At 64.4% G+C, this 12468-nt stretch carries 11 protein-coding genes; 8 read left to right on the top strand and 3 right to left on the bottom strand.

The window, feature by feature from the left end:
- Positions 1-143 precede the first annotated feature (143 nt).
- The 5 genes from L6639_RS11605 (at position 144) to L6639_RS11585 (ending at position 6016) form a co-directional block, all read left to right on the top strand.
- Positions 144-2621 carry a PAS domain S-box protein gene (locus L6639_RS11605; RefSeq protein ID WP_237861557.1) on the top strand — a complete coding sequence of 826 codons (2478 nt, stop codon included), beginning with the start codon at positions 144-146 and terminating at the stop codon, positions 2619-2621.
- Positions 2622-2633: 12 nt separating this feature from the next.
- A complete protein-coding gene (locus tag L6639_RS11600; RefSeq protein WP_237861555.1) occupies positions 2634-3074 on the top strand; it encodes an EamA family transporter in 441 nt (146 codons plus the stop codon).
- A 66-nt stretch (positions 3075-3140) separates the two neighbouring features.
- Positions 3141-4418 carry an MFS transporter gene (locus L6639_RS11595; protein ID WP_237862552.1) on the top strand — a complete coding sequence of 426 codons (1278 nt, stop codon included), beginning with the start codon at positions 3141-3143 and terminating at the stop codon, positions 4416-4418.
- 22 nt (positions 4419-4440) lie between these two features.
- Entirely contained in the window at positions 4441-5691 is a 1251-nt protein-coding gene (locus tag L6639_RS11590) for an arsenic transporter (protein WP_237861554.1), read from the top strand.
- A 97-nt stretch (positions 5692-5788) separates the two neighbouring features.
- On the top strand, positions 5789-6016 hold the full coding sequence (locus tag L6639_RS11585; RefSeq protein ID WP_237861553.1) for a hypothetical protein: 228 nt from the start codon (positions 5789-5791) through the stop codon (positions 6014-6016).
- A gap of 51 nt (positions 6017-6067) precedes the next feature.
- Here the strand turns inward: L6639_RS11585 and L6639_RS11580 are convergent, their stop codons facing one another.
- Positions 6068-7432 carry an MFS transporter gene (locus tag L6639_RS11580; RefSeq protein WP_237861552.1) on the bottom strand — a complete coding sequence of 455 codons (1365 nt, stop codon included), beginning with the start codon at positions 7430-7432 and terminating at the stop codon, positions 6068-6070.
- A 41-nt stretch (positions 7433-7473) separates the two neighbouring features.
- Entirely contained in the window at positions 7474-8238 is a 765-nt protein-coding gene (locus tag L6639_RS11575; protein ID WP_237861551.1) for a GntR family transcriptional regulator, read from the bottom strand.
- Between the two features lie 180 nt (positions 8239-8418).
- On the opposite strand from L6639_RS11575, the gene L6639_RS11570 reads away from it, so the two are divergent.
- From L6639_RS11570 to L6639_RS11560, 3 genes are read left to right on the top strand one after another with little or no spacing between them, the layout of a single operon-like run.
- Entirely contained in the window at positions 8419-9618 is a 1200-nt protein-coding gene (locus tag L6639_RS11570) for a mandelate racemase/muconate lactonizing enzyme family protein (protein ID WP_237861550.1), read from the top strand.
- 10 nt (positions 9619-9628) lie between these two features.
- On the top strand, positions 9629-10396 hold the full coding sequence (locus tag L6639_RS11565) for an SDR family oxidoreductase (RefSeq protein WP_237861549.1): 768 nt from the start codon (positions 9629-9631) through the stop codon (positions 10394-10396).
- 24 nt (positions 10397-10420) lie between these two features.
- Positions 10421-11452 (top strand): L-idonate 5-dehydrogenase, encoded by a 1032-nt coding sequence (locus tag L6639_RS11560; protein ID WP_237861548.1) that lies wholly within the window; start codon positions 10421-10423, stop codon positions 11450-11452.
- A 1-nt stretch (position 11453) separates the two neighbouring features.
- Here the strand turns inward: L6639_RS11560 and L6639_RS11555 are convergent, their stop codons facing one another.
- Positions 11454-12320 carry a DUF3280 domain-containing protein gene (locus L6639_RS11555; protein WP_237861546.1) on the bottom strand — a complete coding sequence of 289 codons (867 nt, stop codon included), beginning with the start codon at positions 12318-12320 and terminating at the stop codon, positions 11454-11456.
- Positions 12321-12468: the final 148 nt, after the last annotated feature.

Genomic DNA, 12468 nt, shown 5'->3' with positions numbered 1-12468 from the left:
TCATCGTTCCTTCTTCGGGAACAAATAGCCAGCCCCCGCGTTCGTTCATACCCGCCCCATGCAGTGCGGCGGGCCTTTCCTTGACCTATTCCCTTTTGAGCAATGGCTATCGCGCTTTGTCTGTGTGAATATCGCTTCGGCACGTGCGCCCCCGCATCACAACGGCCGACGCCTTGAACGATCCTTTGCCCGAGACCATTGCCGCCGAAAGGCTGCGCCAGCACCTCGAAGAGATCGCGCGCGAGCGCGACAATGCCTATCATGCGCTTCAGGAGCGCGAGGCGGAGCTGGCGCGCATCCAGCGCATCGGCAAGGTGGGCGGGCTCGAGGTCGATTTCCGCGAAGGCTTCAAGAACCGCCGCTCGCCAGAATATCTGATGATCCACGGGCTGCCGCCCGAGGGCGCCGACGAGACGCATGAGGATTGGGTCAACCGCATTCACCCCGACGACCGCGATGCCACCGTCAAGCATTTCTTCGATGCGCTGGCCAGCACCAGCGAGGACTATACCGCCGAATATCGCATCATCCGCCCAAGCGACGGCCAGACCCGCTGGATCCGTGTCGTCGCCAAGATCGAGCGCGACCGCGACGGCCGCGCCAGCCGCCTCGTCGGCGCCCATATCGACATCACCGACCAGGCGCTCGCGCGCGAGACGCTGCGGGAGAGCGAGGAGCGGTTTCGGCTGATCGCCGACAGCGCGCCGGTGCCGATCTGGGTGACGAAGCTCGACCGCACGCGCTCCTTCGCCAACCAGGCCTATGTCGACTTCGTCGGCCTGCCCTACGAGCAGGCTATCGCCTTCGACTGGCGCAAGGTGCTGCACCCTGACGACCTGCCGCATGTGTTGCAGCAATCGGTTCAGGGCGAAGCGTCGCTCAAACCGTTCGTGCTCGAGGCCCGCTATAGGGACGCGTCAGGCGAATGGCGCTGGCTGCGCTCGGAATCGCAGCCGCGCTGGGACCCGACCGGCAAGCATATCGGCTTCATCGGCGTCGCCCACGACATCACCGTCGCCAAGCAGGCCGAGATCGAGCTGCGAAAGCTCAACGAGACGCTGGAAGAGCGCATCGCCGAGCGCACCGCCGAGCTCGAATCCAACGAGGCCCGGCTGCGCGCCATCCTGGAGACCAGCAACCAGTATCAGGGTCTGGTCAACCTGAAGGGCGAGCTGCTCTACGCCAACAAGACCGCGCTCGACGGCATCAAGGCGAGTTCTGCTGAGGTCATCGGCAAGCCGTTCTGGGACACGCCCTGGTTCACCGGCACGGAACGCATGAGCGCAACCGTGCGTGAGGCCTTCGACACCGTGCTGAAAGGCGAAGCAGTGCGACTTGAGATGCGGCTGCGCCTGCCCATCGGCGAGCGTGATTTCGAGTTCGGCATGCGCCCCGTGCTCGACCGCCACGGCAACATCACCGGCGCGGTGCCAGAGGCCGTCGACATCACCGAGCGTCGCCGTGGCGAGGAAGCGCTGCGGCAGTCACAGAAGATGGAGGCGATCGGCCAGCTCACCGGCGGCGTCGCGCACGATTTCAACAACCTCCTCACCATCATCCGCTCGGCCACAGACTTCCTGCGGCGGCGCGAGCTGCCGGAGGAGCGCCGCCGCCGCTATGTCGATGCCATCTCCGACACCGTCGAGCGCGCCTCGAAATTGACCGCGCAGCTGCTGGCCTTCGCGCGCCGACAGCCGCTGAAGCCGCAGATCTTCAATGTCGGCAGCCAGGTCGAGGGCGTGGCCCAGCTGGTCCGGCCGCTGGTCGGTGGCCGCATCGAGATTGCCGTCGAGATCAACGATGCCGATTGCTTCACCGTCGCCGACATCGCGCAGTTCGAGACCGCGCTGATCAACCTCGCCATCAATGCCCGCGACGCCATGGACGGTGAAGGCCGGCTCACCATTTCAGTGCGCAAGGTCCAGGGCATCCCGAACCTGCGGGCACAGTCGGCGCGCGGCGGCGACTATGTCGCGATCTCGGTCGCCGATACCGGCAGCGGCATCGCGCCGGAAAATATCGACGCGATCTTCGAGCCCTTCTTCACCACCAAGGAGGTCGGCAAGGGCACCGGCCTCGGCCTCAGCCAGGCTTTTGGGTTCGCAAAGCAGTCCGAAGGCGATATCGCCGTGACGAGCACGGCAGGCCAAGGCGCGACCTTCACCATCTACCTGCCGCAGGCTCAAAGCCCCGCGGCCGAGAAGGAAGCCGCCGCGCTCACTAGCGAAGGCGCCACCACCGGACGCGGCTATCGCGTGCTTGTGGTCGAGGACAATGACGATGTCGGCCAGTTCTCGACCGAGCTGCTGGAAGACCTCGGCTACGTCACCCGCCGCGTCGCCAGCGCGTCGGCCGCGCTCGCTATCCTCGGCGAGAACGAGTTTGCGGTCGATCTGGTGTTCTCCGACGTCATCATGCCCGGCATGAACGGCGTCGAGCTCGCCGGCGTCATCCGAGAGCGCTATCCGGGCCTTCCCGTCGTGCTCACCTCCGGCTACAGTAACGTCCTCGCTGAAAACGCCCATCGCGGATTTGAGTTGATTCAGAAGCCGTATTCGGTGGAATCGCTCTCGCGCATCCTGCGCAAGGCGATCTCGGAGAAGCTGTCGGTGGCGAGGTAAGAGAGATCTCCCATGAAACCGGCCCTCTTCTCCGCCTGGCAAACCTGGGCGCTGCTCTCCGCCTGCTTTGCCGCATTGACCGCGATCTTCGCAAAAGTCGGCATCGAGAATATCAATCCCGACCTCGCGACCTTCATCCGCACCATCGTCGTGCTTCTCGCGTTCTCGGTGCTGCTGTTCTTCACCGGACAGTTCACCGTCCCCTCTGCGGTCTCGTCCAAGACCTGGTTGTTCCTGGTGCTGTCGGGGCTCGCAACCGGCGCGTCGTGGCTGTGTTATTTCCGCGCCCTGAAGCTCGGCCCAGCGACGCTGGTGGCGCCAATCGACAAGCTCAGCGTCGTGCTGGTCGCGCTGTTCGCTTTCGCCTTTCTCGGCGAGCGGCCGACAGCGCAGGGCTGGATCGGGATCACCATGATCGGTGCCGGCGCTGTTCTCCTAGCCGTGAAGTTCTAGCCGGGAACCAAGGTCATGAGGGATCGGTTTCTGCCGGGGCGCTTTCCTGCCTCGATCGAGACACCGATGCCGAACGAAAACTCCGATCAGGCAACGCAGGCAGGCCGCGCGCTGGATGCGGCGAACTTCTTCCTCGCCGACGTCCGCGACGGGCTCGGGCCCTATCTCGCGGTCTATCTCCTCACCGAGCAGCATTGGGACGAGGCGCGGATCGGCCTCGTGATGTCGATCGCGACTATCGCGGGCATCGTAGCGCAGACACCGGCCGGCGCGCTGGTCGATGCCATCAGGGCGAAACGGTCAGTCATGGCAGCCGCCGCCATTCTCGTGACGCTGGCGGCACTGTCGTTGCCCCTGTTTCCCGCTTTCCTTCCGGTCGCGATCTCGCAAGGCATCGCGCAGGCTGCCGCCGTGATCTTTCCGCCCGCGATCGCCGCCGTCTCGCTCGGCATTTTCGGCCATGCCGCCTTCACCCGTCGAATTGGTCGCAACGAGACCTTCAACCACGCCGGCAACGCGGTCGCGGCCGGGCTTGCCGGTGTCTCCGCTTACTGGTTCGGGCCGACCGTCGTGTTTTATCTTCTTGGTGCCATGGCGGTTGCGAGCCTCGTCAGCATTCTCGCAATCCCCGAACGGGCCATCGACCACGAGCTTGCACGCGGGCTGGACGACGCCAATGCATCGCGCGAACAGCCCTCAGGTCTTGCCGTGCTCCTGACCTGCCGCCCTCTCCTCGTCTTCGCCATCTGTGTTTTGCTCTTCCACCTCTCCAACGCGGCGATGCTGCCGCTGGTCGGACAGAAGCTCGCGCTCCAGGACAAGAACATGGGCACCACCCTGATGTCGGCCTGCATCGTCGCGGCTCAATTGGTGATGGTGCCCTTCGCGATGCTGGTCGGCGCAAGAGCCGATCGCTGGGGCCATAAGCGCTTCTTCCTCGCCGCGCTGCTGATCCTGCCCATCCGTGGGGCGCTCTACACACTCTCGGACAATGCGCTCTGGTTGGTCGGCGTGCAGCTGCTCGACGGCGTCGGCGCCGGCATTTTTGGCGCGATCTTTCCCGTCATCGTCGCCGATCTCATGCGCAACACCGGCCGCTTCAACGTCGCGCAGGGCGCCGTGATCACCGCCCAGAGCATTGGCGCCGCGCTGTCGACCACCCTCGCCGGTTTCGTCGTGGTCGGCGCCGGCTACAGCGCGGCCTTCATTACCCTCGGAGCCATCGCCGCGATCGGCGCGGCCATTTGCCTGCTCGCCCTCCCCGAGACGCGACAAGTCGCCGACGGCGCCCCGCGCCGGCAGGGGAAGACATCAGCGCCGGCTTCCGCTATCGCTGCCGAATGAACTCTTTCCATAGGGATTGAACGTGCCGTCTCACGCCATCTGGGCCTGGAGCATCATCGTCGCCGCGACCGCCGGCGTCATCATCCGCCCTTTCCGCCTGCCCGAGGCGATCTGGGCCGTGCTCGGCGCCGGCGCGCTGGTGCTGTTCGGCTTCCTGCCGTGGCAGGATGCACTTGACGGCATCGAGAAGGGTGTTGACGTCTACCTCTTCCTGATCGGCATGATGCTGATCGCCGAGCTGGCTCGGCTCGAAGGCCTGTTCGACTATCTCGCTGCACTTGCGGTGGAATATGCCGGTGGCTCGCCGCAACGGCTGTTCCTGCTGATTTACATCGTCGGCACCGTCGTCACCGTGCTGCTCTCCAACGACGCCACCGCCATCGTGCTGACGCCGGCCGTCTATGCGGCGACACGGGCGGCCGGCGCCAAGCCGCTGCCTTATCTCTTCGTCTGCGCCTTCATCGCCAATGCCGCGAGCTTCGTGCTGCCGATCTCCAATCCCGCCAACCTCGTCGTGTTCGGTGCGCGCATGCCGCAGCTCACCGAATGGCTGCGTCTGTTCGCAATGCCCTCGGCCGCATCGATCCTGCTCACCTACATCGTACTGCGCCTGACCCAGCACCGCGCACTGAAGGACGAGACCATCGCGCGCAGCGTGCTGCATCCCGAGCTCGGCCGCGGCGGCAAGCTGACGGCCGCGGGCATCGTCGCGATCGGTATCGTGCTGGTCACGGCCTCGGCGCTGGACAAGCAGCTCGGCCTGCCGACCTTCATCTGCGGCGTGGTGACGGCCGCCATCGTGCTGCTGATCAGCCGCCAATCGCCGCTGCCGGTGCTCAGGGGCGTGTCCTGGAGCGTCCTGCCGCTGGTCGGCGGTCTCTTCGTGATGGTGGAGGCGCTGATCAAGACGGGTGTGATCGGCCAGCTCAGCGCACTGCTGCATCAGGCTGTGGAACAATCCGTGACGAAAGCCGCCTGGAGTGTCGGCATCGCCACCGCGATCGCCGGCAACATCGCTAACAATCTGCCAGTCGGACTCGTCGCAGGCTCGGTCACCGCCAGCGACCATCTGCCCGCGCCCGTTATCAGCTCCATCCTGATCGGCGTCGATCTCGGACCCAACCTGTCGGTCACAGGATCCCTCGCCACCATCCTCTGGTTGGTCGCGTTGCGGCGGGAGAAGATCGAGGTCGGCGCATGGCCGTTCCTCAAGCTCGGACTGCTGGTGATGCCGCCAGCCCTCATCGCGGCGCTCGCGGCGGCGATCCATTAATCGCGCGCAGTTTGCGGCGCATCAATGTGGCGCGGATAGCCGAACCTATACTGCACCTTGTCGCGCAGCCTCTTGGGGCGCGGCAAGGAGGTTCATCATGCAAATTCAATCAAAGGCATTGCCGCAGAGCTTTTCCCTGCGTCGCTCGCTTCACGGCTTTTCGGCGCCGGGCGAAGCATCCCATCCGATGCTGGTCCTCAGCACCGTCGTGTTGCTGGTCCTGTTAGCCGTCGTGCAGATCGACCTGCACAGCGCCCAGCTTCAGGCCATCGGCCTGCTCGGCCACACCGCGACCGGGATCGATCCCGTCTTCCTGAGCCCGTAGGCTTGGGGCAAACCGATCGCGGCCATGAGGCCGCGACCGGATAGCTTGTCGTCAGTCGTTCTCGTAGCCGTAGACTTCCGGCAGAATGAAGATTGCAGCAAGCAATCCGATCAGCGGGAAGATCGCGACGAACAGTGTCGCGCTGGCCTGCCCGATCGCCGCGAACAGCGACGGGAACAGGAAGATCGCCAGGAACGACGGCAGCTTCACGAACATGTAGGCGAAGCCGCTGGCGGTGCCGCGGTACTTCGGCTTGGCGACCATGGTCGGGATCGTCATACAGTTCGACGCATCCCAATAATGGCCCCAGAGCATCGCGGCGGCCGCGAACGGCAGCAGCATCTTGTTGTCGGTGTAGAGCGCGAAGGCCGCGACTAGCAGCGAAGCCAGCACGATGGAGAAGCCCGCAATCGCAATGCCGCGATGGCCGATCTTGGGCGTCAACAGGGGGCCGACCCAGCCCGACAGCGCGGCGAAGCAGAACAGGCCCATCGTCACCAGATTGTTGCCGAGCACGCTCGACACGCCGACCATCACGAACAGCACCGGCAGATAGAACGCGAAGGTCGAGAACTCGCTGCCTTGCGCGAAGCAGGCGATCCAGCCGTAGATGGTGGCGCGCCAGCGGATCGGATCCTTTTTGAGGTCGGCGAGAAATGCGCGGGTCGATACCTTCGGCACCTCGACGTCCTGGTCCGGCAGCATGGCGAGATCGTCGTTGAACATCTCGCGCGCGACCTGCTTGGCCTCGCGGTAGCGTCCCTTCTGCACCAGCCACACCGCCGTCTCCGGCACGTCGTGGCGCATCACCAGGATGATCAGCGCCGGCACCGCGCCGAGGCCGAGCGTCACGCGCCACAGCATCTCGTGCTGGATGTCGAGCAGCAGGAAGATCACGATGACGCCGATGGTCAGCACCTCGCCGACGGCGAACATGAATTGCCAGCGGTTGCCCATGACCTCGCGCTCACCTTTGGCCATGGATTCCATGATGTAAGTGTAGCCGGTCGAGATGTCGGAGCCGAGCGGAACGCCGAGCAGGAAGCGGATCACGACCAGCCAGCCGACGCTGGGCACGAAGGCCTGCGCCAGGGCCAGTATGATGAACATCACCATGGTGATCAGGAACATGACGCGGCGGCCGATCTTGTCGGACAGCCAGCCGCCGAGCAGCGCACCGACCAGCGCGCCGCCCTGCGTGCCCGCGGCGGCAAGGCCGAGCATCAGCGGATCGGGATTGTACTGCTCCTTGATGAAGATCAGCACGAAGGCGATCGAATAGAGGTCCCAGGCCTCGACCAGGATCGAGGCCATCATCAGCCAGCCGACCTTGTTGCCCTTGGGGCTGTAATTGGTGATGAGGTAGCGGACCGCGGTTTCACTCGCGGTCGGTTGCGGCATGGCCATAGTCGACATGTTTGATCCCTTCTTCAAAACTCTTTTGGTGCCGAGTCCTCTTAAGCGCCGAGCAGCGGCTCGATGCTGCAGTCGAGCAGGCGCGGATCGATCCCCGTCTCCATGCCCGTGAACATCTGGCCCATGTAGTCGATCAGCGCATCGCTCGCCTTGACGGCGTCCTCGACGCGGCGGTTCGCAACGGCACTGAGAATACCGAGGTGATGGTCGATCGTTCCCGAGAGATCGGCCTGTCCCGGCATGAAGCGGTGATGGATGTAGCCGATGCGGCGATACAACGTGTGCAGCGGCCGCAGCGTGTGCACCAGGAACGGCTCGCCCGCAGCTTCCAGCACCAGCGCATCGATGCGGCGGTCGATGCTGTTGAACTCGTCGAGGGTCAGGGTGGCGCGACGCTCGCGCAGCAGGCGCTCGATGTGCAGAGCCTGATTGCGATGCGACAGGCTGGCGCGATCTGCCGCGAGGCGAATGACAAAACGCTCCATATCGCGGCGCAGGTCCAGCAGCATGCGCTCGCGCGCCAGATCGATCGGCGCGATGTGCAGGCCGTGACGCGGACGGATGATGATGAGCGTATCGGCGGACAGTCGATTGACGGCGTGATGCACCGGCGTGCGGCCGAAGCCGGTGATCTGCTGCAATTCCAGCATGGTCATGAACTGGCCAGGCTTCAGCTCGCAATGAACCAGGAGCTCTTCAATCCTTTGATAGGCCAGCTCGAAGAAGTTGAGACGGTTGCGCCGAGAGGGCTTGCCCACTCCGTCCTCCGATCTCACCACCTCGAGCGCCCGCTTGCGCCGTGCCATCGAATTTCCTCCCGTCGGCCTGTGCTCTCGCAGTGCAGGGCGGCGCCTTGTTTGTGGCATCCTTAAAACATGTTGTGATATATTACAAGCGGCGCTAAGACTTCCGCCGACACCTCATCATGCTGCGGTGCGAAATGAAAACACGACGGGCGCGAGGCGCCTTTGACGGGAGGACTTGCCGTGAAGATCACGTCGATCGAGACGCTGCGAACCGAGGAATTCTCCAACGTCATCTGGGTGCGCGTTCACACCGATAGCGGCGTGATTGGTCTCGGCGAGACCTTCTATGGCGCGGGCGCAATCGAGGCGCAGATCCACGACACCTTTGCCGGCCGCCTGCTCGGCCGTAATCCCCTGCACATCGAAGCGATCCATCGCGACATGCTGAACCTGCCGATGGCGCAGTCGTCGACCGGCGTTGAATATCGTGCAGCGTCAGCGATCGACATCGCGCTGTGGGATTTGTTCGGCAAGGTCTGCAATCAGCCGGTACACCAGATGCTCGGCGGCCTCTGCCGCGACAAGCAGCGCATCTACAACACCTGCGCCGGCACGCAATATGTCCGCTCCACCAATATCAGCCCGGTCTCGAACTGGAATCTCGGCGCGTCCAAGGGTCCTTACGAAGATCTCGACGGCTTCATGAACCGCGCCGATGCGCTGGCCGAAAGCCTGCTGGAAAGCGGCATTTCCGCGATGAAGATCTGGCCGTTCGATCCGGCGGCCCAGGAGAACAAGGGTCTCCACATCACTGCCGCGCAGATGAAACAGGCGATCGAACCGTTCGAGAAGATCCGCAAAGCGGTCGGCGACAAGATGGAGATCATGGTCGAGCTCCACTCGCTGTGGAATCTGCCGACCGCCAAGCAGATCGCGCGGGCACTCGAGCCCTACAAGCCGACCTGGTACGAAGACCCGATCCGCATGAACTCGCCGCAGGCGCTGGCCGAATATGCCCGTTCGACCGATGTCTGGGTCTGCGCCAGCGAGACGCTGGGCTCGCGCTTCCCCTACAAGGACATGCTCGATCGCGACGCCATGCATGTGGTGATGGCCGATCTTTGCTGGACCGGCGGCCTCACCGAGGGCCGCAAGATCGCGGCCATGGCCGAGACCTATCACCGGCCTTTTGCTCCTCATGACTGTATTGGCCCGATCGGCTTCATCGCCGCCATCCACATGTCCTTCAGCCAGCCCAACACGCTGATCCAGGAATCGGTGCGCGCCTTCTACAAGGGCTGGTACAATGAGCTCGTCACCACGATGCCCGTGATCAAGGACGGTTACGTCTTCCCGATGGAAGGCCCCGGCCTTGGCGTCGACCTTCTGCCCGCCGTCTTCGAGCGCTCCGATCTGATCGCGCGCCGCTCCAACGTTTGAGGATTTTGAGATGAGCACCGCCCTGTTCGACCTTTCCGGCCGCACCGCACTCGTGACCGGCTCCTCCCGCGGGCTTGGCCGCGCCATCGCCGAAGGCATGGCCAAGGCCGGCGCCAGGATCATCATCAACGGCGTCGATCCCAAGCGCGTCGAGCAAGCCGTCGCCGAATTTCGTGCGGCCGGCCATCAGGCCGAAGGTGCGGCGTTCAACGTCACCGACGAGCCCGCGATCGTCGCCGCCTTCAACGACTTCGACAAGAAGGGCATTGCCGTCGACATCCTCGTCAACAATGCCGGCATCCAGCACCGCAAGCCGCTGGTCGAGTTCACCACTGACGAATGGCGCAAGGTGATCGAGACCGATCTCACCAGCGCCTTTGTGATCGGCCGCGAGGCCGGCAAGCGGATGATCCCGCGCAAGCACGGCAAGATCATCAATATCGGCTCGCTCGGCAGCGAGCTGGCGCGCCCGACGATTGCGCCCTACACCGCGGCCAAGGGCGGCATCAAGAACCTGACCCGCTCGATGGCGGTGGAATGGGCTCAGCACGGCATCCAGGCCAATGCGATCGGCCCCGGCTACATGCTCACCGACATGAACGAGGCGCTGGTCAACAACCCCGATTTCAACAATTGGCTGATGGGCCGCATCCCCTCCAAGCGCTGGGGCAAGCCGGACGAGCTGGTCGGCGCGGCGATCTTCCTCGCCTCCGACGCCTCCACCTATGTCAACGGCCAGATCATCTATGTCGATGGCGGCATGATCGCCGCGATGTAATCGCGAACACCAGGAAACAAGACCATGCGCGCCGTCGTCATTCACGCCCCCAAGGATCTGCGGATCGACAATTATCCTGATCCGGCGCCCGGCCCGGGCGAGGTCCGTGTCAAGATCGCCAATGGCGGCATCTGCGGCTCCGACCTGCACTATTACCATCACGGCGGCTTCGGCGTTGTTCGCATTCAGCAGCCGATGGCGCTGGGTCACGAGATCGCCGGCGTGGTCGCGGCGGTCGGCGACGGCGTCAGCGGCGTGAAATCTGGGACGCGCGTTGCGGTCAATCCGAGCAAGCCGTGCGGCCAGTGCCTGCATTGCCAGGAGGGCATGCGCAACCAGTGCCTCGACATGCGCTTCCTCGGCAGCGCGATGCGCTTTCCCCATGTCCAGGGTGGCTTTCGCGAATTCATCACGGTCGACGCAACGCAGGCCGTGCCAATCTCCGACAAGCTGTCGCTGGCGGAAGCCGCGGTCGCCGAGCCGCTCGCAGTCTGCCTGCATGCCGGCAAGCAGGCCGGCCCCCTCCTTGGCAAGCGCGTGCTGATCACCGGCTGCGGCCCGATCGGTGCCTTGATGATTTTGGTCTCGCGCTTCGGCGGTGCCTCTGAGATCGTTGTCACTGACGTGGCTGATGCACCGCTCTCCGTTGCCAGCAAGCTCGGCGCCACGCACGCGATCAACGTCGCCACCAATGCCACCGCGCTCGATCCCTGGCGCGCCGGCAAGGGCGTGTTCGACACGCTGTTCGAAGCCTCCGGCAATCAGGCCGCGCTACGCACCGCGCTCGACGTGCTCCGCCCCGGCGCAATGCTGGTGCAGCTCGGCCTTGGCGGTGAAATGACGCTGCCGATCAATTCCATCGTCGCCAAGGAATTGCAGCTGCGCGGCACCTTCCGCTTCGATCCCGAGTTCGAACTCGCGGTCCGGCTGATGGGCGAAGGCCTGATCGACGTGAAGCCGCTGATCACGGCGACCATGCCGTTCGAGAACGCAGTCGCCGCGTTTGAGCTCGCCAGCGATCGCTCTCAGTCGATGAAGGTGCAGCTGACCTTCTGAGCTAGTGAGTCGCGACCAGCCTTTCGCTCACGAGCCGGACGGCGCCGCGCTTCCACGAATAGTCGGCGCCGAGGCGCAAGCCGCTGTCGCCGCGCGCCAGCACCGCACCGGTCCTGGTGTCACGGACCTGGAAGCCGAGCGTATATTCGGTGCGGCTGACCCGCCGCACCACGCCGATCAGCGACTGATCCGCACCGAGCTTTTGTGCGATCGCCGCCTCGCAGCCCTCACAGTCGCGGAGCGTATGCGCCTTCACCGCCTGTTCGTTCGCCGGCCCGACATCGACGAGGCGGTAGCGGCCGGATTGGCCCAGCGCCTCGCGCACGCTGCCGGTGACTTCCGCGAGGGTGGACGCATCCGATGTTGCAGACGCACCTACTGCTGCCGCTGTCGTATCCTCGAGCTCGAAATCAAACACCGCCAGCGCGACCGGTGCGGATGCGGCGAGCGCAGCCATGACCTCGCGGGAAACAAACATCTCGGCGCGGTCCCACGATTCGTCGTTGTCGCCGCGGAAGGTGTAGAGCTTGTCCATGACGACCTTTTTGGCGCCGACGTCGATCACTGCGACCTTGGCCCATTGCACCAGAGTGCTGGTCTTCTGGATGCCGCCGATCACCTTGAACGCCGCCCCCTCCTTCACCGACGGCGCCAGCCGGTAGCGCGGGTCGGCAGCGATGTCGCGCCGGAGCGCGACCATGAACGCCTGCAGTCGCCGTTCATGGGCCGCGCTCTGGTCAACCGGCTCGGCCGAGGTATCGGTGTAGCTGAAATCGTCGAGCGCAATCGTGGTCTCGGCGGCCGCTCGGCCATTCAGGCCGGCCGTGAGAAGAACGAGAAGTGGCAGCAACGACAGGGTACGGCGCATCACGGGCCTCGCATGATCGAAAGACCTCTAGGCTAGACGGACGTTTCCAACCCCGCAGCCAGCGTGCTCCCGATCAGTTCCGGGAAAATTTCACGACGTTGCACTGCGGCAAGGGTGCCGCTTTCTGCAGCTGCCGTTCTGCCCTTTA

Origin of the sequence: Bradyrhizobium zhengyangense, from assembly GCF_022012555.1 — a bacterium.
Classification (GTDB): domain Bacteria; phylum Pseudomonadota; class Alphaproteobacteria; order Rhizobiales; family Xanthobacteraceae; genus Bradyrhizobium; species Bradyrhizobium zhengyangense.
The sequence above is the reverse complement of the archived record's forward strand: the minus strand, read 5'-3'. Positions and strand labels throughout refer to the sequence as shown.

Excerpts from the sequence above, each read along its gene's own strand:
- L6639_RS11600 (WP_237861555.1), top strand. The coding sequence starts at position 2,634 with ATGAAACCGGCCCTCTTCTCCGCCTGGCAAACCTGGGCGCTGCTCTCC.
- L6639_RS11595 (WP_237862552.1), top strand. The coding sequence starts at position 3,141 with ATGCCGAACGAAAACTCCGATCAGGCAACGCAGGCAGGCCGCGCGCTG.
- L6639_RS11585 (WP_237861553.1), top strand. The coding sequence starts at position 5,789 with ATGCAAATTCAATCAAAGGCATTGCCGCAGAGCTTTTCCCTGCGTCGC.
- L6639_RS11580 (WP_237861552.1), bottom strand. The coding sequence starts at position 7,432 with ATGTCGACTATGGCCATGCCGCAACCGACCGCGAGTGAAACCGCGGTC.
- L6639_RS11575 (WP_237861551.1), bottom strand. The coding sequence starts at position 8,238 with ATGGCACGGCGCAAGCGGGCGCTCGAGGTGGTGAGATCGGAGGACGGA.
- L6639_RS11565 (WP_237861549.1), top strand. The coding sequence starts at position 9,629 with ATGAGCACCGCCCTGTTCGACCTTTCCGGCCGCACCGCACTCGTGACC.
- L6639_RS11560 (WP_237861548.1), top strand. The coding sequence starts at position 10,421 with ATGCGCGCCGTCGTCATTCACGCCCCCAAGGATCTGCGGATCGACAAT.
- L6639_RS11555 (WP_237861546.1), bottom strand. The coding sequence starts at position 12,320 with ATGCGCCGTACCCTGTCGTTGCTGCCACTTCTCGTTCTTCTCACGGCC.